Below are 25,619 nucleotides of genomic sequence, written 5' to 3'. Positions count from 1 at the left end.
AGATGAGCATTTCTAACCAGATACAAGCGGCCATGCTGGCCGCCATGCCCGCCAGCATGCGCGCCGCCGTGGCAGGGTACGACTGGGCGCGCGACAGCGTCGGTGAGTCGGACGCTGCCGTCTACCGCTTGCAGGGCAGGGATGGCGCGCCGGACCTGTTCCTGAAACACGGCACGGGTGCCGCCGCTGCCGAGCTCGCCGACGAACTGGCGCGCCTGCGCTGGCTGGCGCAGTACCTGCCCGTGCCGGCCGTGGTGCAATTTGCCCGCGCGGCAAGCCCGGAACAGGCATGGCTGCTGACGGCGGCCATGCCTGGCAACACGGCGTGCCAGGTGCTGGAAGACAATCCTGCGCTGGGTCCCGCCGTGGCCGACGCGCTGGCGGCCTTCCTGCGCCGCCTGCACGCGCTTCCCGTCAGCGACTGCCCATTCGACGCCAGCCATGCCGTGCGGCTGGCCCAGGCGCGCCGGCGCATCGATGCGGGCTTCGTCGATGCCGGCGATTTCGATGCCGAGCGGGAAGGCTGGACGGCGCAGCAAGTGTGGCTGGCGCTGCAAGACTACCTGCCGCTCACCCCCGACCTCGTCGTCACGCATGGCGATTTTTCGCTGGAAAATATCCTGATGCACGATGGCGCCGTCGTCGGCTGCCTCGACGTGGGCCGGGCGGGCGTTGCCGACCGCTATCAGGACCTGGCCATCGTTTGGCGTGCTCTTGGTGAGTTGGACGCCGCGCTACCGCCAAGGTTTGTTCAGCACTATGGGATCGTTGATATCGATCAAGGCAAGCTGCAATTCCATTTGCTGCTCGACGAGCTGTTTTGAATGCAGGCAGTCATCACGGCTCTTCGCGCTCGGCGTCGCGTTCGCGGCAACTCAAGGATGCGTAATGGCCCTTGGGCAGCGTGGCCTGGATGGCCACTTCGCGCAGGTTTTTCCGGATATCGACGGGGTCGGTCAGGGTGCAGCGCTGGGCGCGGGCGAACGCCTGCAGCTTTTGCGTGCTGCCGTTGACCTTTACCGTCACGCCGGCCCCGGGGCTGACGCAGCAGCCTATGTATTGCGTGATGTATTCCTCTTCGATGAGCACCAGTTCGTGTCCCATGAAGCTGGCCGGTTTCTTGAGCAGGTAATAATCCGTGTAGTCGAAGCGCTGGTTGGGGCGCTTGCCGATAAAACCTTCGCGCATGTAGGCGGCGATGGCCTTGCCGGAGGTGCCCACTCGCTGCGTCGTGCCCTTTTTCAGGTGCAGCGCATGGATCAGGCCGTTTTCGAGTCCCCCGTCGGCAGCGGCAGCAGATGCTGCAGCGGCGGCGCTGGTGCAAGTGGCGGCGGCGAGCAGAAGAGCGCCGAGCAGGCGGCGGGTGCGGTATTCAGGCATGGGAATGATTCCTTGCATATATTTCACGGGTGGAGGAGAAGAAGCGCAGTGTAGCCCACGCCGGCCTGGGCGCGTGGCACAATGCGTGATCTGCACGCCACGTGCCACTCACCCCAGGACTTTCATGACCCGCGCCATCCTTGACCAAGCCCAGATCCATTCTGCCGCCCGCCCTTTGATCGGCAGCAAGCACAAGGACATCGTGCGCGAAGTGCAGGCGGCCATCGCCGCGCACCAGGTGGTCGTCGTCGGCATGGCGCTCAATCCGTTTCCGCGCAAGGCGCGCAAGATCCTCGACGTGCTGGGCACGCCCTACCAGTACTTGCAATACGGCAGCTATTTGAACCAGTGGCACCGCCGCAATGCCCTCAAGATGTGGACGGGCTGGCCCACGTTCCCCATGGTCTTTGTCAACGGCGTGCTCATCGGTGGCGCCAGCGAGCTGCACAAGCTCGTGGAAAACGGCGAGTTCAGCACCATGCTGGCAAAGAAAGTGCGCGAGTTTTAAGCGCTGTCTTACTCGCCCGGCCGCCACGGCGACTTGCGCGTGCGCAAGGGGTCGAGCAAGCTGCGCAGATCGTTGTGGTCGAGCTCGTACATCAGCGCAATCAGACTGCCCAGTTCGCCCGAGGGAAAGCCCTCGCGCGCGAACCAGCCCAGGTAGTGGCCCGGCAAGTCGGCCAGCAAGCGTCCCTGATATTTCCCATATGGCATTTCGCGCGTGACCAGCAGCGCCAGTTTTTCTGAATTCATGGTGGTGACCCCGTGTGGATGCGGCCAGTGTAGCAGACCGCCCTATTGTTGATTTGCAAGCAACTATCTTCTGTCTGATGAGGTATTTTTCGAAACAAAGAAAACCCCGATACTGCATGCCAACATCATTTATCGGAGTTTGCCATGCCCATTGCCTTGCTCGCGCTGACCCTCAGCGCATTTGCCATCGGAACCACGGAGTTTGTCATCGTCGGGCTGTTGCCTACCATCGCCGCGGACCTGGGCGTCAACCTGCCATCGGCCGGCTTGCTGGTCAGCCTGTATGCGCTGGGCGTCGCCGTCGGCGCGCCCGTGCTGACTGCCCTGACGGGCAAGATTGCGCGCAAGACCTTGCTGCTCTCGCTGATGGTCTTGTTTACCTTGGGTAACTTGCTGGCCTGGAAATCGCCGGGTTACGAAACCCTCGTCATCGCCCGCATCCTGACGGGGCTGGCGCATGGCGTCTTCTTTTCCATCGGCTCGACTATCGCCACGTCCCTGGTGCCGAAAGACAAGGCGGCCAGCGCGATCGCCATCATGTTTACGGGCTTGACCGTGGCCCTGGTGACGGGCGTGCCGCTGGGTACATTCATCGGCCAGCATTTCGGCTGGCGCGAAACTTTCCTCGCCGTTTCGGCGCTGGGCTTGATCGCCTTTGTCGGCAGCCTGCTGTACGTGCCATCGACCATCAAGCACAGCAAACCGGCCTCGCTGCTGCAGCAAGTGCAGGTGCTGGGCCAGCCGCGCCTGCTACTGGTGTACGCCATGACGGCCGTCGGCTATGGCGGTTCCTTCATCGCCTTCACGTATTTGGCGCCGATTCTGCAGCAAGTGTCGGGTTTCAGCGCCGGCGCCGTGGGCGTGGTGATGCTCGTGTATGGCGTCTCCGTGGCGTTCGGCAATATCTGGGGCGGCAAGCTGGCCGACAAGAAAGGCCCCGTCAGCGCCCTGAAACTGATCTTCCTGCTGCTGGCGGCCGTCTTGTTGCTGCTCACCTTCACGGCGCCGCATCCCGTGCTCGTCGTCATCACCGTGCTGCTGTGGGGCGCCGTGGCTTTCGGTAACGTGGCTGGTTTGCAAGTATATGTCGTGCAGCAAGCGGAACATTTCACGCCCCGTGCCGTCGATGTGGCGTCCGGCCTGAATATCGCCGCTTTTAATCTGGGCATCGCCGGCGGCGCCTGGGGTGGCGGCCTCATCGTGGAACACCTGGGCCTCGTGCACACGGGCTGGATCGGCGCTCTCGTCGTGCTGGGCGCATTCGGCTTGACGGCCCTGAGCGGCCGCCTGGACCGTTTGAACCCGATCTCCGTGCGGCCCGCTGGCGCAAAAGCGATGCGGGCGACGGGGCATTGAGAAGCGGGGCGTCCGCTTGGCGTCGCTTCCACGGTGCAGCTTGCCTGTAATCAAGCTGAAATATTTGTCGTTTATGCTCCGGCCTCGTATTCCAGCAGGTCTGTCCCACGATATTTATTTATAACGGAAGAAACAAAAAATGTCGAATTACGCCCCTGAGTCCTCACGCCGCCGCCTGTTGCAACTGTTTGCCGGTGCCCCCATGCTGCCTTTGGCCGGCTTGACCGGCGTCAGCGCTTTTCTGTCCGGTTGTGGCGGCAGTTCGGATAACGACGTGCCAGCGGTGACGCCGCCAGTCGTTCCTGCCGCGACGTTTACCACGGCGGAATTCACCGGCATGGCCGCGCCACTGGCGAGTTCGCCTGCCGCGCTGGCCACGACCACCGTCGGCTCCAAGCTCAAGGTCAATTTCAGCGATGGCAGCAGCAACAGCTATAACCTGGCGTACCAGCCTTTCTTCCTGACGGGCGACCGGGTGCCGGACGGCAAGGGCGGCACCGTGATCGCGGGCGGCTACTTCGACATCAAGAACCAGCCCATCATCGACAGTTCGGTGCCGGGCAAGGAACGCCAGTTCTTCTCGGATTCGCCGGACGGCAGCTCGATGCTGACGGTGGCCAACGCCAGCGTGAGCGGCGTCAAGGGCAAGCCGGTGTTTGCCGTGGTGCAATTTGAATACAACTCGCTGAACCAGGCCGGCGCCTCCACCTATGGCACGCTGCCGTCGCCGATCGCCGTGCTGAGCCTGGACCAGGACCAGACCACCGGCAAGCTATCGCTGGTGAAATACCACAACGTCGATACCTCGCTGGTGAAGGGCCTGTGGATTACCTGCGGCGCCAGCTTGTCGCCGTGGAATACCCATCTGTCGAGCGAAGAGTACGAACCCGACGCCTTCGACCAGGGCCTGGGTGGCCAGACCTTGGCCGTGCTCAAGGAATTCAGCAAGAACGTCTTCGGCGATACGACGACCGCCAATCCGTACGACTACGGCCACCTGCCGGAAGTGTCGGTCAACCCGGACGGCACCGGCAGCATCAAGAAGCACTATTGCCTGGGCCGCTACTCGCGCGAACTGGTGCAGGTGATGCCGGACCAGCGCACCATCCTGGGCGGCGACGACTATACGAATGGCGGACTGTTCATGTTCGTGGCCGACAAGGTGGCCGACCTGGCCGCAGGCGGCACCCTGTACGTCGCCAAATACACGACCCAGCTGACCGAGACCACTACCGGCAAGCTGCAATGGGTCAAGCTGGGCCATGCGACGCACGCCGAGATCAAGGCGCTGGTCGACGGCGGCATCAAGGCCACCGACATCATGGATTCGACCCTGGCCGATCCGTCCGACGCCAGCTACACGAAGATCGTGCTGAACAAGAAAACCGCCTGGGTCAGGGTCAAGGCCGGCCAGGAAAAAGCCGCCGCCTTCCTGGAAACCCACCGTTACGCGGCCCTCAAGGGCGGCAGCATGGCCTTTACCAAGAACGAAGGCACGACGGTCAACGCCAAGGACAAGATTGCCTACTCGGCGTATGCCAACATCCAGGATTCGATGGTCGAAGGCGGTTCGGGCTACGTGGCCGGCCACAACGTCAAGTTCAAGAAACTGGTGGCGGGCGCCGTCGTGTCGCACAAGCTGACGGGCGGACAGAAGGATGACACGGGCGCGGCGATCGACAGCGAATGGGTGCCAAGCGAGTCGACCCTGCTGATCGCGGGCGAAGACATCGCGGCCGATGGCCTGGGCAACACGGCCAACCCGGCCAAGATCGCCAGCCCCGACAACCTGAAGTTCTCGGAAAAACTGCGCACCCTGTTCATCGGCGAGGACAGCGGCAACCACCTGAACAACTTCCTGTGGGCGTATAACGTCGATACCAAGAAGCTGGAGCGCTTGCTGTCGTGCCCGGCGGGCGCGGAATCGACGGGCCTGCATGCGGTCGATGAAATCAATGGCTGGACTTATGTGATGAGCAACTTCCAGCATCCGGGCGACGAGTGGAGCCGCTTCCCCGCCTTGCCGTCCGCGCTGAAGGACCAGATCAACATCATCATCAACACCAACTACAACAGCAAGGCCAGCGGCGCTGTCGGCTACCTGACGGCGGAACTGGCGCAGGTGAAACTGTCGAAATGATGCGCGTCAGCTGACGCCGCAGCGGGCACGCAGGGCAGGCAGGCGCAGGCCTTCCCTGCCGGTGCGTGCCCCTCGCCATCCGCTCCGTCCCTTGACGTTGGTGACGGGGCGTTGGGCGTGGCGGCGCCCGGCGGACGGCTAACTTGCTGGCAGAAAACAGCAAAACGGGGGAAAATGGCGCTTCCCTTCCTTTAGCGTCCCCCATCATGTCCGATATTGCAGCTTCGCCGCCAGGCCTGCGCGCCGCCATCAATCCGAAACCGCTGGGCGTCGCCCTGTTGCTCATCCTGATCGGTGCGTGGTACCTGGCGCACACCGTCGGCATCAACCAGGCCGCGCTGTACGTGGTGGGCGCCTTGCTCGGCATCACCCTGTATCACGCGGCTTTCGGTTTCACGTCCGCCTGGCGCGTCTTCATCGCCGACGGCCGCGGCGACGGCTTGCGCGCGCAAATGCTGATGCTGGCCGTGGGCGTGGCGCTGTTTTTCCCCGCGTTGTCGGCCGGCACCCTGTTCGGCACGCCCGTCGCGGGCCTCGTTTCGCCCGCCGGCACGTCCGTCATCTTCGGCGCCTTCATCTTCGGCATCGGCATGCAGCTGGGCGGCGGTTGCGCGTCCGGCACCTTGTATACAGTCGGCGGGGGCAGCACGCGCATGCTCATCACCCTGGCCGCCTTCATCGTCGGCTCCGTGATCGGCACGGCGCACATGCCGTTCTGGACTTCATTGCCGCAGCTCAAGCCGATTTCCCTCGTCACGACCCTGGGCCTGGCGCCCGCGCTGGCGCTGAACTGGATCGTTTTTGCCTTGATCGCCGCCATCACGGTCTTCGTTGAAAAGCGCCGCCATGGCAAGCTCGTCGCCACGCCCCTGCGCCCGGCGCAGGCGTCGCCCTGGCTGCACGGCCCGTGGCCGCTGGTGGCGGGCGCCGTTGCGCTCGTCGTGCTGAACTTCGCCACGCTGGCGTTGTCTGGCAAGCCGTGGGGCGTGACGTCGGCGTTCGCCCTGTGGGGTGCCAAGGCGGCCTCCGTGGTCGGTATCGACACGGCCAGCTGGGCTTACTGGTCCACCAAGGCGAATGCCGCCGCCCTTGCCGCGCCATTGACGCAAGACAAGACTTCCGTGATGGACATCGGCATCGTGCTGGGCGCCATGCTGGCGGCCGCGCTGGCCGGCCGCTACGCGCCCGTGTGGCGCATTCCGCGCCGCTCGCTGATCGCCGCCATCGTCGGCGGCTTGCTGCTCGGCTACGGCGCGCGCCTGGCCTATGGCTGCAACATCGGCGCCTATTTCAGCGGCATCGTCTCGGGCAGCTTGCACGGCTGGTTGTGGCTGGTGTGCGCCTTCCTGGGCAACGTCATCGGCACGCGTTTGCGTCCGTGGTTCGGCCTGGAAGTGGAAAAAGTCAAACCGACCGGCTGCTGACGCCTGATTGCCTGGGGGCATTGCTGTACGCTTTGTTGTATATTGCTGCCCCTGTTCACCTTTGCCGCCAGCGCAACATCCATGTCCCCAGTCATCCTGTTTGCCGTCGTCCTCGCATATTTCCTGATCTTGCTGGGCGTGGCATGGCGCACCTCGCGCCATGCCACCAACGACAGTTTCTTCATCGGCAACAAGGACAGCAACTGGATGCTGGTGGCCTTCGGCATGGTGGGCACGACCTTGACGGGCGTGACCTTCATCAGCGTACCCGGCGCCGTGGGCAGCAACGGCTTCGGCTATATCCAGCTGATGATCGGCTATGTGCTCGGTTACCTGGCCATCACCTTCATCTTGCTGCCGCTGTACTACCGGCTGCAGCTCACGTCGATTTACCGCTATCTGGAATTGCGCCTGGGGCGGCGCTCCTACCAGAGCGGGGCGGCGTTTTTCATCGTTTCGCGCCTGCTGGGCGCCACGGCGCGGCTGTATCTGGTGGTCAATATCCTGCAGGCAACTATTCTCGACAGCTTCGGCGTGCCGTTCTGGCTGACGGCGTGCGTCGTGCTGCTGCTGATCCTGATCTACACGTATGAAGGGGGCGTCAAGACCATCGTCTGGACCGATACCCTGCAAACGGCGTGCATGCTGGCCGGTCTCGTCATCTGCAGCGTGTTTTTGCTGCGCGAGATGGATTTGTCGCTCGTCGACAGCCTCGAACGCATGCGCGCGCAAGGCCTCACGCGCATCTTCACCACCGACCCGGACAGCCCCGCCTACGTGTGGAAGCATATTCTTGCCGGCATGTTCATCACCATTGCCATGACGGGCATGGACCAGGAAATGATGCAAAAGAACATCTCCGTGCGGACCCTGCGCGACTCGCAAAAGAATATGCTCAGCCTGACCGTGGTGCTGACCGGCGTGCTGCTGCTGTTCCTCTTCCTGGGCGGCTTGCTGCACCTGTACGCGCCGCTGGCCGGCGTGACGGCCACGGGCGATAAATTGTTCCCTGCGGTGGTGCTCGGGCATTTCCCCGCCGTGGTGCAGCTGATTTTCTTCATCGCCCTCATTTCCGCCCTGTTTCCCAGCGTGGATGGGGCGCTCACGGCCTTGACGTCCACCTTCTGCATCGACATCCTGGGCTTGCAGCGGCGGCAGGATTTGAGCCCGGCCGTGCAGATGCGCTGGCGCCGCAAGGTACACCTGGGCTTTGCGGCCCTGTTCTTGATCCTGATCATGGCCTTCAAGTGGCTCGATGATCCCAGCATGATAGGCGTGATCCTGAAGCTGGCCAGCTATACCTACGGTCCGCTGCTGGGCTTGTTCGCCTTCGGCCTGCTGAGCCGGCGCGGCGTGCGCGACCGCTGGGTGCCTTTGGTGGCCGTGGCCGGGCCGCTGCTGTGCGCGCTCATCGAGCAGGAGCAGGCGCTGCTGTTCGCGCATTACCGCCTGGGCCTGGAATTGCTGATACTGAATGGTTCCCTCGTGCTGGGCGGCCTGTTCCTCATTTCCACGCCGCCAGGGCAGGGCGCCCAGGGCGCGCAATACTTGTCAAAATAAGACGAATCCCAAGGCGATCGCGGCCATTTTCAGCTATATTGATTTCCTTTAGGTACATAACCTCACGGAGCATCAATGTCACTCAACCCCTTCCCGCCGCTGCGCCGCGGCTTCGGCGCATTCTGGCGCGCGCTGGACGCCACCCGCCGCGCGGTCATCAATCTGATTTTCCTGCTGATCGTCATCGCCATCCTGATCGCCATCTTTGGCGGCGGCGCCAAGCCCCTGGCGGAAAAGACCACTCTGGTGCTGGACTTGCAAGGCCCGCTGGTCGAGGAAACCCCGGGCGGCGTGCGCGAAGCGGTGCTGGCCAATGTCAGCGGCGAAGTCAAGAAAAACGTGCAGCTGCGCGACGTGCTGGCCGTGCTCGACACGGCGGCCAAGGACAAGAACATCGGTTCCATGGTCATCCTGCTCGACGAATTGCAGGGCGGCGGCCTCGCTTCCCTGCGCGAAGTGGCGGCCGGCGTGGAACGCTTCCGCGCCACGGGCAAGAAAGTGACGGCCTGGGGTTCCAGCTACAACCAGCGCCAGTACCTGGTGGCGGTCAAGGCCGACGAGGTCTTCCTGCACCCGATGGGCGGCGTCATGCTGGAAGGCTTTGGCCGCTACCGCAATTACTACCGCGACGCGCTCGACAAGGTCGGCGTGACGGTCAACCTGCTGAAAGTGGGTACGTACAAGAGTGCGGCCGAGCCTTTCATCGCCAATGGCCCGTCCGAAGCGGCGGCCGAAGCGGACCGCTACCTGAACAACGGCCTGTGGACCACCTACACGACGGACGTGGAAAAGGCGCGCAAGCTGCCGGCCGGCGCCATCATGCAATCGATCGATGCGCTGCCGGCGCTGATGACGGCGGCCGGCGGCGACCTGGGCAAGCTGTCGCTGGACGCCAAGCTGGTCGACGGCCTGAAAACGCGCGACGAACTGCGCCAGTTCATGATGGCGCGCGGCGCGAAGAACACGGAAGGCACGAATTTCCGCCAGGTGAACTACACCGACTACCTGGCGCGCCTGCGCCCCGTACACATCGGCGACGCCGTCGGCGTGGTCATCGCCTCCGGTGAAATCGGCGACGGCATCGCGCCACCGGGCGCCATCGGCGGCCTGTCCACCTCGCGTCTGATCCGCCAGGCGCGCGAAGACAAGTCGATCAAAGCCGTCGTGCTGCGCGTCGATTCGCCGGGCGGCAGCGCCTTCGGCTCGGAATTGATCCGCCGCGAACTGGAACTGACGCGCGCCGCCGGCAAGCCGGTGGTCGTCTCGATGGGCAATGTGGCCGCTTCGGGCGGCTACTGGATCAGCACCTCGTCCGACGAAGTCATCGCCGACGCGGCCACCATCACCGGTTCCATCGGCGTGTTCGCGATTTTGCCGACGGCCGACAAGGTGGTGGAAAAGCTGGGCATCCACACGGCCGGCTCGCCGACCACCTGGCTGGCCGACGCGGGCAACCCTTTGCGTCCGCTCGACCCCCGCTTTGCGCAAGTGATCCAGGGTTCGATCAACCACGTGTATGGGGACTTCCTGAATCTGGCCGCCAAGGCGCGCAAGACGACGCCGGAAAAGATCAATGAAGTGGCGCAGGGCCGCGTCTGGACGGGCTTGCAGGCCAAGGAACGCAACCTGGTCGACCGCATCGGCAGCTACGGCGATGCGCTGGCGTCGGCGGCCAAGCGCGCCAACCTGGGCGCCGACTACCGCGTCACGTACCTGGAGCAGGAAACGTCGAACGTGGACCGCCTGATCGGCATGTTCGGCTCCAAGGCCATGGCCTCGCTGGGATTGGGCGAGCACGTGAAACTGGGCCTGGCCGGCACGGGCTTGCCGGCCGACGCGGCGCTGGGCATGGCGCAGGACCTGAGCTGGCTGTCGGGCATCACGCGCGAGCACAAACCGTTCATGGCCCTCACGCATTGCCTGTGCGAGGTGCCCCTGGGCGGCAAGTAACACCAGCATAGACAAGCTACCCAAGCCGGCTTCGCCCGGCTTGTTTCATATGCAGGACAGCGATGAGGAGCAAGGCATGGCAAGCGACATGAACGAAAAAACCGGCACGGCCATCACCATCCGCCCCTGCGCCAAGGGCGACGAGCTGGCGCTGGCGTTGGTGGGGCAAGCGACTTTCCTGGAAGCGTTCGCCGGCATCCTCGATGGCGCCGACGTCATCGCCCATTGCCAGCGCCAGCACGACGCACAGCTATACCGCGACTGGCTGGCGCTGCCGGCCATGCGGCTGTGGCTGGCCGAGGCCACGCCGGGCGGCGCGCCCGTCGGCTACCTGGTCCTCAGTCCGGCCAGCCTGCCGGTGGCCGACCCGCGGCCGGACGACCTGGAAATCAAGCGCATCTACCTGCTGCACCGCTTCCAGGGCCAGCGCGTGGGCCAGCGCCTGATGCAGGCGGCCGTGGAACAGGCGCGCGCCGGCGGGGCAGGGCGGGTGCTGCTGGGCGTGTACGCGGAAAACCACGATGCGCTGGCGTTTTATGCGCGCTGCGGCTTTGCGCAGGTGGGCCGGCGCACCTTCCGCGTGGGCCGCACCGACTATCAGGATGTCATCCTCGGCATGACGCTGTAAGCGCCAACGGCCTGCGCGGCGCCAGGTCAAGCCGGCTGGCGGGAGATTTGTAGCGAGTTTGTATCTGCATGCGAGTCGCCCGCGCGCCGCCGGCGCCGGGGCGCGACGCCCCGCAAGCCTGATTCTTCCACCGTTCTCCCACAGGGGCGGCGTGCCCGCGGGCACGCCCGATCCTCCCACGCCTGGCTGGCTGTGTGTAATTGTTTCAAGTAGAAATGAAACAGTTACATGACTATGCTAGAGTCGTTTCACGCTAGGGAGCGATGTTTTTTCAGCTGACTTTCAGCTCTTGACTCCCCCGGCTTTGTACCGAAACAACCCCGAAAAACGGTCGTCCGGCCTGAGTGTGTTCCACCTCGGCCGGCGCCACAGACTCGCCGTGCCAGCGGCCTAGACAAGGATAAGCGATGGATTCGCAGACTACACCCAACACCCCGCGGCGCAGCCGCCGTTCGAAAATCGTCGGCACGGTCATCGCGCTGGCCGTGATGGCTGCGCTGGGGGGCGGTGCCTGGTACCTGACCCATTCGGGCGTCAGCGCGCAGCCCGGCGCCGGTGGCCCCGGCGGGCCGGGAGGCCCGGGCGGGCGCCGCGGCGGCCCTTCGACCACCGTGGGCGTGGCCACGGCCGTGAAATCCGACTTGCCCGTGGTGCTCGATGCGCTGGGCACGGTGACGGCCGCGTCCACCGTGACGGTGCGCCCGCAAGTGTCGGGTATTTTGAAGGAGCTGAAATTCAAGGAAGGCGGCATGGTCAAGGCGGGCCAGGTGGTGGCGCAGATCGACCCGGCCCAGTTCGAGATGGCGCTGATGCAGGCCACGGGCCAGCGCCAGCGCGATGAAGCGCAGCTGGAAAACGCGCGCCTGACCCTGAAACGCTATCAAACCCTGCTGGGCCAGGATTCCATCGCGCGCCAGGACGTCGACACGCAGGCCGCCCTGGTCAAACAATTGGAAGGTACCGTGATGACGGACCGCGCCGCCGAAGGCACGGCCAGGCTGAACCTGGGCTACACCAAGGTGGTGTCGCCGATCAGCGGCCGCGCGGGCTTGAAGGTGGTCGATATCGGCAACCTGGTGAGCACCAGCGACACGGGCGGCGTGGTGGTGGTGACGCAGCTGTCGCCCATCGACGTGGAATTTTCCGTGCCGCAGGATAAGGTGCAGACGATCCAGGAACGCCTGAATGGCGGCACGGCCCTGGCGGCGCTGGCGCTGGACCGCACGCGCACGCATACCCTGGACAAGGGCAGCCTGACGGCGCTCGACAACCAGGTCGACGTGCAGACGGGCACCGTGCGCGCCAAGGCCCGCTACACGAACGACAAGATGGCCCTGTTCCCCAGCCAGTTCGTCAACGTGCGCCTGGAACTGGGCAACATCACGGGCGCCGTGCTGGTGCCCGTCACGGCCTTGCGCCACAGCAACAACGGCGACTTCGTGTACGTGCTGAAAGCGGACAAGACCGTTACCGTGCGCATGGTCACGCGGGGCCAGGCGACCACCGACATGGTGGAAATCCGCGCCGGCCTGGAAGCGGGCGAGCAAGTCATCACGGAAGGCGCCGACCGCCTGAAGGAAGGCGCGAAAGTCACCCTGGCGGGCGACAAGCCTGCCATGGGCGGCGCCGGTGCCGCCGGGGCGAACGGCGAACGCCGCCACCGCCGCCAGCACGCTGACGGCGCGGCCAGCGCATCGGCGTCCGCATCGGCATCCGCATCCGCGCCAGCCACAGTGCCAGCTACTGCGCCGGCGAAGGGCGCAGCGCAATGAGTCCATCGACTCCCTTCATCAAGCGCCCCGTCGCCACGGCGCTGCTGATGCTGGCCATCGTGCTGGCGGGGCTGGTCGGCTTCAAGTTCCTGCCGCTGGCCGCCTTGCCGCAGGTGGACTTCCCCACCATCCAGGTGCAGACCCTGTACCCGGGCGCCAGTCCCGAAGTCATGGGGCAGACCGTGACGGCGCCGCTGGAGCGCCAGTTCGGGCAGATGTCCGGCTTGCAGCGCATGAGTTCCACCAGCGCGGCCGGCGTTTCCATCATCACCCTGCAATTCACCCTGGGCCAGACCCTGGACGTGGCCGAGCAGGAAGTGCAGGCGGCCATCAACGCGGGCGGCTCGCTGCTGCCGACCGACTTGCCGGCGCCGCCCGTGTACGCGAAGATCAACCCGGCCGACGCGCCCGTGCTGACCCTGGCGATTACCTCGGACACAATGCCGCTGACGCAGGTGCAGAACATCGTCAACACGCGCCTGGCGCTGAAGATCAGCCAGGTCAATGGCGTGGGCCTCGTCTCGCTGTCGGGCGGCCAGCGTCCCGCCGTGCGCATCCAGGGCGACACCAAATTGCTGGCCTCGTACGGCCTGGGCCTCGACAGCCTGCGCACGGCCATCGCTGCGGCCAACGTCAACAGCGCCAAGGGCAGTTTCGACGGTCCCACGCGCTCGTTCACCATCAACGCGAACGATCAACTCGTCACGGCGGAAGATTACAAGCGCCTGATCATCACCTATAAAAACGGCGCGCCCGTGCGCCTGTCCGACGTGGCGAATGTCGTCGACAGTGCGGAAAACACGCGCCTGGGCGCCTGGTCCGGCAAGCAGCCGGCCATCATCCTGAACGTGCAGCGCCAGCCCGGCGCCAACGTCATCAAGACGGTCGACGCCATCAAGGCCCTGCTGCCCGACCTGCAGGCCAGCCTGCCGGCGGCCATGAAGCTCGACGTGCTGAGCGACCGCACGACGGGCATCCGCGCCTCGGTCGAACACGTGGAAATGGAACTGCTGCTGTCCGTGCTGCTGGTGGTGCTGGTGATCTTCGCCTTCCTGCACAGCATGCGCGCCACCGTGATCGCCAGCCTGTCCGTGCCGATTTCGCTGATCGGCGCCTGCGGCGTCATGTATCTGCTCGGCTACAGCCTGAACAACCTGTCCCTGATGGCGCTGACGATCGCCACGGGCTTCGTCGTCGATGACGCCATCGTCATGATCGAAAACATCGCCCGCTACATCGAGGAGGGCGAAACGCCGATGGCCGCCGCCCTGAAGGGCGCGTCGCAGATCGGCTTTACCATCATCTCGCTGACCGTGTCACTGATCGCCGTGCTCATTCCCCTGCTGTTCATGGGCGACGTGGTGGGCCGGCTGTTCCGCGAATTCGCCATGACCCTGGCCATCACGATCCTGATTTCCGCTGTGGTGTCGCTCACCCTGGTGCCGATGATGTCGGCGCGCTGGCTGAAGAGCCACGCCGATGAAAAAATCAGTGCCACGGGCCAGCGCATCCAGGCTTTCCTCGACAAGGTGATCGTGCAGTACGACCATGCGCTCGTGTGGGTCTTGAAACGCCAGGGCCTGACCCTGCTGGTGGCCCTGGCTACCCTGGTGCTGACCGTCATCCTGTACATCACCATTCCGAAGGGACTGTTCCCCACGCAGGACACGGGCCAGCTGCAGGCGCGCATCGAAACCTCGCAAGCCGTCTCGTACGAGCGCATGGCCACCTTGCAGCAGGCGGCCGCCAGCGCGCTGCTGGAAGACCCCGCTGTCGATACCTTGAGTTCCCTCGTGGGCGTCGATGCGGCCAACAATACCATGCTGCATACGGGTAGCATGCTGATCAATCTCAAGCGTCCGCGCAGCGGCAGCCAGGACGAGATCATGGAGCGCCTGCGCGACCGCGTGGCCAAGGTGGCCGGCGTGACCCTGTATCTGCAGCCGACGCAGGATCTGACCATCGATGCGGAATCGGGGCCGACGCAATACCGCGTCTCGCTCGAAGGGGCCGACACGGCCACCGTCACCGAGTGGGCCGGCAAGCTGGCGGCGCGCATGCGCGAAAAAACGCAGCTGCGCAACGTCGTCACGGATGCGGGCGCCACGGGCGCCGCCGTCACCGTGGGGATTGACCGCGACAGCGCCGCGCGCATGTCCGTCACCACGGCCACCGTCGACGATGCGCTGTACAACGCCTTCGGCCAGCGCATTATTTCGACGATTTTCACGGAAACCAACCAGTACCGCGTGATCCTCGAAGCGCAGCCGGGCATCGTCACGACGCCGTCCGACCTGTCGGACCTGCAGGTGCGCACGGGTTCGGGCAAGTCGACGCCGCTGTCCGCCTTTGCCAGCGTCAGCGAAAAACAGGCGCCGCTGCAAATCACGCACGTGGCGCAATACCCGGCCACGACGCTGGGCTTTGATACGACGCAAGGCGTGGCCCTGGGCAGCGCCGTCGACGCCATCCGCCAGGCGGCGAAAGACATCGCCTTGCCGCCATCGGTGACCTTGACCTTCCTCGGCGCGGCCGGCGCGTATGAAAACTCGCTGTCGAACCAGCTGTGGCTCATTCTGGCCGCCGTCGTCTGCGTCTACATCGTGCTGGGCGTGCTGTACGAAAGCTATATCCACCCGCTGACGATTTTGTCGACCCTGCCGTCGGCCGGCGTGGGCGCCTTGCTGGCGCTGATGATTTCCGGGCAAGACCTGGGCGTGATCGGCATCATCGGCATCATCCTCCTGATCGGCATCGTCAAGAAGAACGCCATCATGATGATCGACTTCGCCATCGAAGCCGAGCGCGATGAAGGGAAAAGCCCGCAGGAAGCCATCCACCAGGCGGCGCTGCTGCGCTTCCGCCCGATTTTGATGACGACCCTGGCGGCCCTGTTCGCGGCCGTGCCGCTGATGCTGGGCTGGGGCGAGGGCGCCGAGTTGCGCCGTCCGCTGGGCCTGGCCATCTTCGGCGGCTTGATCGTCAGCCAGGTGCTGACCCTGTTTACCACGCCCGTCATCTACCTGGGCTTCGACCGCCTGGGCCAGCGCTTCGCGCGCAAGACGCCCGGGGTGAAGCTGGACAAGCCGGCCGATAACGCGGGGAGCGCCGCGTGAACCTGTCCGAACCGTTCGTCAAGCGCCCCATCGCCACCGTGCTGCTGACCATCGGCATCGCACTGGCGGGGATCGGCGCCTTCTTCGTGCTGCCTGTCTCGCCGCTGCCGCAGGTCGATTATCCGACCATTTCCGTCAGCGCCAGCCTGCCCGGCGCCAGCCCCGCGACCATGGCCACGTCGGTGGCCACGCCGCTGGAACGGCGCCTGGGCGTGATCTCGGGCGTCAACGAGATGACGTCGTCGTCGGGCACGGGCTCGGCGCGCATCAATCTGCAGTTCGACTTGAACCGCAAGATCGATTCGGCCGCGCGCGAAGTGCAGGCGGCCATTGCCGCCTCGCGCGTGGACTTGCCGGCCACCCTGCGCAGCAACCCGACCTACCGCAAGGCCAATCCGTCCGACGCGCCCGTGATCATCCTGGCGCTGACGTCGAAGACGCGCACGCCGGGCCAGATCTACGACGCCGTGTCGAACCTGGTGCAGCAAAAGGTGGCGCAAGTCAAAGGCGTGGGCGACGTGGAACTGGGCGGCGGCTCGCTGCCGGCCGTGCGCGTGGAACTGCTGCCGTACCAGCTCAATCACTATGCCGTATCGATGGAAGACGTGCGCGCGGCCATCCAGGCCAGCAACGCCAACCGCCCGAAAGGGGCGATTTCCGGCGACGAGCGCAGCCTGCAGATCTATTCGGGCGCGGCGACGGCGTCGGGCGGGCGCAGCGCCGCCGATTACCGCAGCCTGGTGGTGGCCTGGCGCGACGGCGCCGCCATCCGCCTCGACGACGTGGCCGAAGTGGTCGACGGCGTGGAAAACAACAATACCCTGGGCCTGTTCAATGGCGACCCGGCCGTCATCGTGCTGATCACGCGCCAGCCCGGCGCCAACGTCATCGCCACGGTGGACGGCGTGCGCGCGCTGCTGCCGCAACTGCAGGCGCAGCTGCCCGGCGACATCAAGCTGCAGGTGGCGTCCGACAGCACCAATTCCATCCGCTCGTCCCTGCACGAGATCGAGTTCACGCTGATCTTGTCCATCGTGCTCGTCGTGCTGGTGGTCAGCGCCTTTTTGCGCAGCGTGCGCGCCACCATCATCCCCGCCGTGGCCACCATCGTCTCGCTGCTGGGCACTTTCGGCGTGATGTACATGCTGGGCTTTTCGCTAAATAACCTTTCCTTGATGGCGCTCACGGTGGCCACGGGCTTTGTCGTCGATGATGCCATCGTGGTGCTGGAAAACACGCAGCGCCACATCGAGGCGGGCATGGACCGCTTCAAGGCGGCCCTGCTGGGCGCGCGCGAAGTGGGCTTTACGGTACTGTCGATCAGCCTGTCGCTGGTGGCCGTCTTCATCCCGCTGCTGTTCATGGGCGGCCAGGTGGGGCGGCTGTTCCGCGAATTCGCCGTGACCCTGTCGGCCGCCGTGATGATTTCGCTCGTCATCTCGCTCACCACGACGCCGATGATGTGCGCCTGGCTGCTGAAAAGCGGCGAGCACCACAAGCCGCCAGGCGTCGTCGCGCGCTGGTTCGAACGGGGTTTCGAGCGCATGCTGAACGTGTATGAACACTGCCTGGACTGGGCCCTGTCGAGCGCCGCTCTCGTGATGACGATTCTCGTGTTCGTCGTCGGCCTGAACGTGTACCTGTTCGCGGCCGCGCCCAAGGGCTTTTTCCCGCAGCAGGACACGGGCCAGATCAACGGCGGCATGCGCGCCGACCAGAGCATCTCGTTCCAGGCCATGCAGGCCAAATTGCGCCAGCTGGTCGACATCATCAAGGACGATCCGGCCGTCGCCACCGTCGTCGGGTTCACGGGCGGCGGCAGGGCGGGGGGCGGCTTCATGTTCATCGATTTGAAGCCGGCCTCGCAGCGCACGGACAAGGGGCAAGCCGTGATCGCCCGCCTGCGTCCGCAGCTGGCCAAGGTGACGGGCATTTCGCTGTTCCTCAACCCCGTGCAGGATTTGCGCATGGGCGGGCGCTCCAGCAATTCCACCTACCAGTACACCCTGATCAGCGACAACCAGGCGGACTTGAAGAAATGGGCGGCGAAACTGGCCGACCAGATGAAGCTGCAGCCGGCCCTGATCGACGTGGACACGGACCAGGCGGAAAACGGCGTGGAAACCTTTGTTTCCATCGACAAGGACCGCGCCACGCAGCTGGGCGTGCAGGTGAAGGATATCGACAATGCGCTGTACAACAGCTTCGGCCAGCGCCAGGTGGCGACCATCTACGATGAGCTGAACCAGTATCACGTGATCATGGAAGTGGCGCCGCGCTACGCGCAAAGCCCGGAAGCGCTGCGCTCCGTGTACGTGCCCGCGTCGAATGCGGCCACCGTCGCCGCCACCGGCACGACGGCCGCCAGCGCCGCCGCGGCCAGCACCAGCGTGGCCGCGACGACGTCCAATACGACGGCGGCGCGCGATCCGTCCAGCGGCTCGGCCTTGAGCACCACCCTGGCGAAGATGGTGCCGCTGTCGTCGTTCAGCAGCTTCGCGGAAAGCTCGACGGCGACGTCGATCAACCACCAGGGCGGCGAACTGGCGACCACCGTGTCGTTCAACCTGGCCGACGGCTATCCGCTCAGCGACGGGCAGGCTGCCGTGGCCCAGGCGGAGTCGGAAATCGGCATGCCCGTGAACGTGCGCGGCAGCTTCCAGGGTTCGGCGAAGAGTGCGCAGGACAGCAACAAGGAGCAGCCGCTGCTGATCCTGGCGGCCATCGTGGTGATCTACATCGTGCTGGGCATCCTGTACGAAAGCCTGATCCACCCCGTCACCGTGCTGTCGACCTTGCCGTCGGCGGGGGTGGGCGCCGTGCTGGCCTTGCTGCTGTTCCGCATGGAGTTTTCCATCATTGCCCTGATCGGCGTGTTCCTGTTGATCGGTATCGTCAAGAAAAATGCTATATTGATCATCGACTTCGCGCTGGAGGCCGAGCGTTCGCGCGGGCTGACAGCTGTGGAAGCGGTGCGCGAGGCTTGTTTGCTGCGTTTCCGCCCCATTCTGATGACCACCCTGGCGGCGGCGCTTGGCGCCTTGCCGCTGGCGATCGGTTTCGGCGAGGGGTCAGAGCTACGCCAGCCCTTGGGGGTCGCCATCATCGGCGGCCTGATTGCCAGCCAGTTACTCACATTGCTGACCACCCCGGTGGTCTACATCCTGCTCGACAAGCTGCGCACGCGCAGCGCCGACGAGCAGCAATTGAGCCGCATTCCTGGGCCAGATAACCCGAGCACACAATCATGAAGCAAGTAAAACCTGTCGTATCGACCGTCCCTGCACGCCACCTGCTGGCACTGGGCGTGGCCACCGCCGTCCTCCTGCTGGCCGGCTGCGCCGTCAGCCCCGCGTATGAAACGCCGACGGCCGCCGCGCCGCAAACGTTCAAGGAGGCGGCCGGCTGGCAGCCCGCCGTGCCGGCCGACACCCTGGAGCGGGGACCGTGGTGGACCCTGTTCGGCGACGCCCAATTGAACCAGCTGGCCGAAGGCATCGACATCTCGAACCAGAACGTGGCCGCCGCCATCGCTTCCTACGAGCAGGCGCGCGCGCTGGTGCGCGAACAGCGCGCCTCGCTGTTCCCCACCGTGAACCTGACGGGCAGCGGCGCCCGCTCGGGCGGCGGGGGCGAGCAGCAGACGAACAACAACTTCAAGGCCGCCATCGGCGCGTCGTGGGAACCGGACGTGTGGGGCAAGCTGCGCGCCGGCGTGACGGGGGCGGACGCCAGCGCCAGCGCCAGTGCGGCGGACCTGGCCGCCGCCCGCCTGTCGGCGCAGGGCGAACTGGCCACCAATTACTTTTCGCTGCGCCAGAGCGATGCGCAGATCGCGCTGCTGAATGCCACCATCGATGGCTACAAGCGCGTGCTTGACATCACCAGCAACCGCTTCAATTCGGGCATCGCCGCCAAGTCCGACCTGCTGCAGGCGCAGACGCAGCTGGCCAATGCGCAGATCGACCTGTCCAGCCAGACGCGTTCACGCGCGCAGCTGGAACATGCGATCGCGATTTTGCTGGGCAAGGCCCCGTCGGACTTCAGCCTGGCCGTGGCGCCGTGGACCCTGACCGTGCCCGAAGTGCCGTTGGGCGTGCCGTCGACGCTGCTGCAGCGCCGTCCCGACATCGCCGCCGCCGAGCGCCGGGTGGCCGTGGCCAACGAGCAGATCGGCATCGCCCGTTCCGCGTATTACCCGAGCCTGAACCTGACGGGTTCCTACGGTTCCGGCGCCAGCAAGGTGGGCGACCTGTTCAATGCCTCATCGAGCCTGTGGTCGCTGGGCGTGTCGGCCGCGCAAACCCTGTTCAACGCGGGCGCCACCACGGCCAGCGTGGATGCGGCCAAGGCGGGACACGAGGCGGCCGTGGCGCGCTACCGCCAGACGGTATTGAGTGCCTTTGGCGCCGTGGAAGACCAGTTGTCGGCCACGCGCGCGCTGGCCGAACAGCTGGCCCTGCGCCAGCAGGCGTCATCCGCCGCCGACCAGGTCGAGCAGCAGATGCTGAACCGTTACAACGCGGGCCAGGTCGGCTATACGGACGTGGTGACGGCGCAAGTGACGGCCCTGTCGGCGCGCCGTTCGCTGGTGCAGGCGCAGGCGGACCGCCAGACGACGGCCGTGGCCCTGATCCAGTCGCTGGGCGGCGGCTGGCACGTGCCGCAGGCGCAGTAAAGGGGACGGCTAGGGGGCAGCCTGGCGCAGGGAAAAGCCCTGCGCCAAATTCGTGTTTTGCCGCGCATCTTGAGTGCTAGAATGCAAGATTATCAATTCCCAGCCTGACGCTTTGGCCGTGGCTGCACTCTTGCAGAAGATGACACGCAGTAAACACAGCAATGCTTCCGTCCCTGAAGTGGCCACCATCGTTTTCCCCGTGGTGGCCATCGGCGCATCCGCCGGCGGACTCGATCCCATCGTTGCCTTCCTGGCGAACGTGCCGCAGGAGAGCGGGATTGCCTATGTGGTGATCCAGCATCTTGATCCCACGCAAAAGGCCATGCTGCCGGAACTGCTGCAGCGCGCCACCAGCATCCCCGTCACGGAAATCACGCACCAGGCGGAGTTGCGGCCCAACCATATCTATGTGATACCGTCGAATGCCGACCTGGGCTTGTCCAAGGGGCGTTTCGTGCTCAGCGAACCGGTGCAGCTGCGCGGGCACCGCTTGCCTATCAATATCTTTTTCGAGAGCCTCGCAAGCGAGCTGGGCGAACTGGCCGTGGGCGTGATTTTTTCCGGCATGGGCAATGACGGCACGCGCGGCTTGCAGGCGATCAAGCAGGCAGGGGGGCTGACCCTGGCCCAGCATCCGGACACGGCCAAATTCGACATGATGCCGCAAAGCGCGATTGCCGCGGAAGTGGTGGACCTGGTCGACTTTCCCGACAAGATGCCGGACAAGATCATCACCTATCTGTTTCGCAGCAGCTTCCTCAGCCTGCCGGGCCATGAACCGAACGGGCGCAATTCCTTGCAGGAAATTGTCGCCTTGCTGTCCGAACACACGGGCAACAGTTTTACGGATTACAAGATCAACACGGTGCTGCGGCGCATCGAGCGGCGCATGAGCTTGTATCAAATGACGTCGATGGAAGAATACGTGCCGTACTTGCGCGCCAATCCGGGCGAAATCGACTTGCTGTTCAAGGAATTGCTGATCGGCGTGACGAGTTTCTTCCGCGACCCGAAAGTGTGGGAATACCTGAAGATGGTCGCCTTGCCGCAATTGCTGGCGGCCCATCCGGACGGACGCGCGTTCAAGGCCTGGGTGCCCGCCTGTTCCACGGGCGAGGAAGCGTATTCGCTGGCCATGGTGTTCCATGAAGTGGTGGCCAGCATCAATCCGCCGTCGAAGTACAGCCTGCAGATCTTTGCCACCGACCTGTCGGCCGACGCCATCGACCGCGCGCGCCAGGGACGCTTTCCGCACAGCATCAGCAGCGACGTGTCGGCCGAACGCCTCGGGCGTTTCTTCTTGCGCGACAAGAACGATTATCACGTGAAGAAAGAGATACGCAACACGATCATCTTTGCCCAGCAAAACATCATTTCCGACCCGCCGTTCACCAAGCTCGACATCCTGTGCTGCCGCAATCTGCTGATCTACCTCAATGCCAAGTTGCAGCAGCGTTTGATACCCCTGTTTCATTACGCCTTGAACCGCGACGGGATTTTGCTGCTGGGCAGCGCCGACACGCCCGGCCATTTTTCCGACCTGTTTTCACCGCTGACCACGTCGACCCGGCTGTACCGCCGCCTCGACAACCTGGCGCGTCAGCGCCTGCCCACGTATTTCCCCACCAAGGTATCGTTGGCATCCCCCCCTACACCTAGCGACACGAGAGAAGTCAGCATGACTGGAAAGATTCAATCCCATGTCGAGCAATTATTGCTCCAGAAATATTCACCGGCTGCCGCGCTGCTGAACCAGGATGGCGACATCCTGTACATCAACGGGCGCACGGGCGCCTTCCTCGAACCGGCAGCCGGCAAGGCCAACTGGAATATCCATGCGATGGCGCGCGAAGGCTTGCGCTATGAGCTGGCTGGCCTCATCAAGGAAGCCTTGCAGAGCGAGAGGGTGGTGCGCCTGAAGGGGCTGGTGGTCAAGGATCACCTGGGACAGTCGCTGGGCGTCGACCTGAGCGCGGAAGCGCTGAGCCAGCCTGAATCCTTGCGCGGCATGGTGTTTGTCACGTTTGCCAGCGCGCCGCTGGTGGCCGAGGCGCGCCGCGGCCGCTCGCCGAACCCCAAGGTGCTGGAACTGGAACAGCAACTGGCGCAGGCGCGCAATGAAATCCAGGCCGTGCGCGACGAGATGCAGACGTCGCGCGAGGAACTCAAATCGGCCAACGAGGAACTGCAGTCGACCAATGAAGAGCTGCAATCGACGAACGAAGAGCTGACCACGTCGAAGGAAGAGATGCAGTCGCTCAACGAAGAGTTGTACACGGTCAATGCCGAGCTGCAATCGAAGGTCGATGATTTGTCGCTGGTCAATAGCGACATGAAGAATCTGCTCAATAGTACCGATATCGCCACCATTTTCCTCGACAGCGACCTGCGCATCCGCCGCTTCACGGCGCCGGCCACGCAAATCTATAAGCTGATCCAGACGGACTTGCGCCGCCCGCTCAGCGACATCGCCAACGACCTCGATTATCCGGGCCTGGAAGACGATGCGCTGGAAGTGATCCGCAGCCTGGTGTTTTGCGAGCGGCAAGTGGAAACCAAGACGGGGCGCTGGTACAACGTGCGCATCATGCCGTACCGCACGATCGAAAATGTGATCGATGGCGTGGTGGTGACCTTCATCAACATTACAGAGTCGAAACTGCTGGAAGCCCAGCTGCGCCAGATCCAGTCCGGCGCCGTGGCCGGCGGCAGTAGCGGCGAGCACGTGTCATGAGCGAACCATTCGACGGCAGCGCGCCGGCCCGCCTGAGAGAGCAGGCGGAGCAATTGGCCGCGGAGCAGCGCCAGCCCGCGCCGCAGTCGAATGAAGACGTGATGCGTCAGTTGCATGAGTTGCAGGTCAGCCAGATCGAGCTGGAAATGCAGAGCGCGGCCCTGGCCGAGCTGGAACAGCTGAAAAATGAATTTGAAAGCAGCCGCGACCGTTATGCGCAGCTGTATGAACAGGCGCCCGTCAGTTACTTTTCGCTGGCGCGCGAAGGCGTGATCACGCGTGTCAATGTGGCAGCCTGCGGCTTGTTGCAACGCGACAAGAACCGGCTGCTGGGACGGCGTTTCGAGCAATTCGTCGCCCCCCAGGCGCAGGGCGGCTTCCGGCGCTTCCTCGACGCCGTCTTCACCGGCGGCGCGCGCCAGGTGCTCGAAGCGCCGCTGTTCGAAGGCGAAGCGGGCGGCATGTGCGGCATGGTGCGCATCGAAGCCAATTACGATGCGGACAGCGCCACGGCGCGCATGCTGGTGACGGACCTGGGCGACGAGCACGCGCGCGAATCGGCCTTGCGGCGCGCCTTCGTGATACTCGACAGCATACGCGAAGGCGTGCTGGTGACGGACAGCGCCAACCGCATCATTTCCGTCAACCCCGCGTTCACCACCATCACCGGTTACCAGGCGGAGGAAGCCATCGGCCGCGATCCGTCCTTCCTCGGCGGCGGCACGCATCTGCCGCATTTTTATGAAGCCATGTGGCGCAGCCTGCACCAGGATGGCAGCTGGTATGGCGAACTGGTGAACCGGCGCAAGAATGGCGAGCGCTTCGTCGAATCGCTGTCGATCACGCCGATGCGCAGCCCGGATGGCGCGATCAGCCATTTTGTCGGCGTGTTTTCCGATATCACCGAGCGCAAGCTGGCCGAGGCGGACTTGCGCGAACTGCACCGCGAGCTGGACCAGCGGGTGGTCGACCGCACGGCCGAATTGCTGCGGGCCAATCAGCACCTGCAGCTGGAAGTACACCAGCGCGAGCGGGCACAGGAAGCCTTGCGCGATGCCGAGCGCTTCTTTCACGCCACCATCGATTCCCTGACGGACCGGGTGCTGGTGCTGGACCGGTCGGGCCGCGTCGTGCATGCCAACCAGGCTTGCCTGGCCTTCGTCGGGCAAACGCCGCAGCCGCTGCACTACCTGGAATTTTGCGACACGGACCCGCGCTGGCAGCGCAGCGCCGGGCGCGAGCTGGCCGCCGGCATCCGCTCCGTCATCGCCGGTAACGCGGACACGTTTGCGCTCGAGTATGAGTTTGCCACGCGCTCGGGTCCCCGCTGGTCGCAGGCCAGGATCAGCCGCTTCCTCGGCGAAGGGCCGCTGCGCGTGGTGGTGGCGCACACGGACATCACCGAACGCAAGCTGATGGATGGCGCCCTGCGCCAGTCGCATGCGCAGCTGCGCCAGCTGGCGCTGCACCTGGAAACGGCCAAGGAAGACGAGCGCAAGCGCATTTCGCGCGATATCCACGATGAACTGGGGCAAAACCTGCTGGCGCTGCGCATCGATATTTCCATGCTCAGCGCGCGTACGGAAGGCTCCCATCCGCGCCTGCACCGCCGGGTCGGCGCCGTGCTCAGCAATGTCGACACCACCATCAAGAGCGTGCGCGGCATCATGAACGAGCTGCGCCCGATGGCGCTGGACCTGGGCTTGCAAGCCGCCATCGAGTGGCAGGTGGGCGACTTCCGCAAGCGCAGCGGCGTTGCTTGCCAGCTGCTGATACGCGACGAGGCATTGTTTTCCGCCATCGGCAGCCAGGTCGAGATCGTGCTGTTCCGCATCGTGCAGGAAGCGCTCAGCAACGTCATGCGCCATGCCCAGGCCAGCCAGGTCGAGATCGAACTCAGTTCGGATGCCTGCGCCGTGTACGTGGCCATCAGCGACAACGGCATCGGCATCACGCCGCAGCAGCAGCGCAAGAAGCAGTGCTTTGGCCTGATCGGCATCGCCGAGCGCGTGACGGCGCTGGGCGGGCAGTTCGAGGTCGGTGTGCCGGCCTCGGGCGCCGGTTGCCGGCTGGCCCTGCAGATCCCCTTGCAGGGGACGGGGCGGCCGGCCGCCTGATACAGAAATTG

Annotated in this window: 16 protein-coding genes; 14 read left to right on the top strand and 2 right to left on the bottom strand. The window is 64.7% G+C overall.

Going from position 1 to position 25,619, the window contains the following annotated elements; all coding sequences use genetic code 11:
• The first annotated feature begins 2 nt into the window (after window positions 1–2).
• Window positions 3–824: an APH(3')-I family aminoglycoside O-phosphotransferase gene (locus O3300_RS08560; protein WP_305052703.1), complete on the top strand. Its 822-nt coding sequence runs from the start codon at window positions 3–5 to the stop codon at window positions 822–824.
• A 13-nt stretch (window positions 825–837) separates the two neighbouring features.
• Here the strand turns inward: O3300_RS08560 and O3300_RS08555 are convergent, their stop codons facing one another.
• Window positions 838–1,380 carry a hypothetical protein gene (locus tag O3300_RS08555; protein ID WP_143451502.1) on the bottom strand — a complete coding sequence of 181 codons (543 nt, stop codon included), beginning with the start codon at window positions 1,378–1,380 and terminating at the stop codon, window positions 838–840.
• A gap of 124 nt (window positions 1,381–1,504) precedes the next feature.
• On the opposite strand from O3300_RS08555, the gene O3300_RS08550 reads away from it, so the two are divergent.
• Window positions 1,505–1,888: a glutaredoxin gene (locus O3300_RS08550; protein WP_305052702.1), complete on the top strand. Its 384-nt coding sequence runs from the start codon at window positions 1,505–1,507 to the stop codon at window positions 1,886–1,888.
• A gap of 8 nt (window positions 1,889–1,896) precedes the next feature.
• On the opposite strand, the gene O3300_RS08545 is transcribed toward O3300_RS08550, so the two are convergent.
• Window positions 1,897–2,133 (bottom strand): DUF3820 family protein, encoded by a 237-nt coding sequence (locus tag O3300_RS08545; protein WP_034749909.1) that lies wholly within the window; start codon window positions 2,131–2,133, stop codon window positions 1,897–1,899.
• 144 nt (window positions 2,134–2,277) lie between these two features.
• Here O3300_RS08545 and O3300_RS08540 point away from each other — a divergent pair, with 144 nt between their 5' ends.
• The 12 genes from O3300_RS08540 to O3300_RS08485 all read left to right on the top strand — a co-directional run bounded on the left by O3300_RS08540 (window position 2,278) and on the right by O3300_RS08485 (window position 25,608).
• A complete protein-coding gene (locus O3300_RS08540; RefSeq protein ID WP_099667185.1) occupies window positions 2,278–3,489 on the top strand; it encodes an MFS transporter in 1,212 nt (403 codons plus the stop codon).
• A gap of 139 nt (window positions 3,490–3,628) precedes the next feature.
• Window positions 3,629–5,629 (top strand): PhoX family phosphatase, encoded by a 2,001-nt coding sequence (locus O3300_RS08535; RefSeq protein WP_251351464.1) that lies wholly within the window; start codon window positions 3,629–3,631, stop codon window positions 5,627–5,629.
• Between the two features lie 206 nt (window positions 5,630–5,835).
• Window positions 5,836–7,053, top strand: coding sequence for a YeeE/YedE family protein (locus tag O3300_RS08530; protein WP_305052701.1), 1,218 nt, complete (start codon window positions 5,836–5,838; stop codon window positions 7,051–7,053).
• 81 nt (window positions 7,054–7,134) lie between these two features.
• Window positions 7,135–8,613, top strand: a complete 1,479-nt coding sequence (locus O3300_RS08525; RefSeq protein WP_305052700.1) for a sodium:solute symporter — start codon at window positions 7,135–7,137, stop codon at window positions 8,611–8,613.
• Between the two features lie 75 nt (window positions 8,614–8,688).
• On the top strand, window positions 8,689–10,563 hold the full coding sequence (gene sppA, locus O3300_RS08520) for a signal peptide peptidase SppA (protein WP_099667188.1): 1,875 nt from the start codon (window positions 8,689–8,691) through the stop codon (window positions 10,561–10,563).
• 88 nt (window positions 10,564–10,651) lie between these two features.
• Window positions 10,652–11,191, top strand: coding sequence for a GNAT family N-acetyltransferase (locus tag O3300_RS08515; RefSeq protein ID WP_099668434.1), 540 nt, complete (start codon window positions 10,652–10,654; stop codon window positions 11,189–11,191).
• Between the two features lie 407 nt (window positions 11,192–11,598).
• On the top strand, window positions 11,599–12,963 hold the full coding sequence (locus tag O3300_RS08510; RefSeq protein WP_305052699.1) for an efflux RND transporter periplasmic adaptor subunit: 1,365 nt from the start codon (window positions 11,599–11,601) through the stop codon (window positions 12,961–12,963).
• Window positions 12,960–16,079, top strand: a complete 3,120-nt coding sequence (locus O3300_RS08505) for an efflux RND transporter permease subunit (protein WP_305052698.1) — start codon at window positions 12,960–12,962, stop codon at window positions 16,077–16,079. Before O3300_RS08510 ends, O3300_RS08505 begins: the two co-directional genes overlap by 4 nt.
• The gene (locus O3300_RS08500) at window positions 16,076–19,330 is read left to right on the top strand and encodes an efflux RND transporter permease subunit (protein ID WP_305052697.1); all 3,255 of its coding nucleotides are present in this window, start codon (window positions 16,076–16,078) and stop codon (window positions 19,328–19,330) included. Before O3300_RS08505 ends, O3300_RS08500 begins: the two co-directional genes overlap by 4 nt.
• On the top strand, window positions 19,327–20,757 hold the full coding sequence (locus O3300_RS08495; protein WP_305052696.1) for an efflux transporter outer membrane subunit: 1,431 nt from the start codon (window positions 19,327–19,329) through the stop codon (window positions 20,755–20,757). The genes O3300_RS08500 and O3300_RS08495 overlap by 4 nt, the downstream gene beginning before the upstream one ends.
• A gap of 139 nt (window positions 20,758–20,896) precedes the next feature.
• Window positions 20,897–23,491: a chemotaxis protein CheB gene (locus O3300_RS08490; RefSeq protein ID WP_305052695.1), complete on the top strand. Its 2,595-nt coding sequence runs from the start codon at window positions 20,897–20,899 to the stop codon at window positions 23,489–23,491.
• The gene (locus tag O3300_RS08485; RefSeq protein ID WP_305052694.1) at window positions 23,488–25,608 is read left to right on the top strand and encodes a PAS domain S-box protein; all 2,121 of its coding nucleotides are present in this window, start codon (window positions 23,488–23,490) and stop codon (window positions 25,606–25,608) included. Before O3300_RS08490 ends, O3300_RS08485 begins: the two co-directional genes overlap by 4 nt.
• Window positions 25,609–25,619 lie beyond the last annotated feature (11 nt).

The organism is Janthinobacterium sp. SUN206 (assembly GCF_030587305.1).
Lineage (GTDB): Bacteria > Pseudomonadota > Gammaproteobacteria > Burkholderiales > Burkholderiaceae_D > Janthinobacterium > Janthinobacterium kumbetense.
The sequence above is the reverse complement of the archived record's forward strand: the minus strand, read 5'-3'. Positions and strand labels throughout refer to the sequence as shown.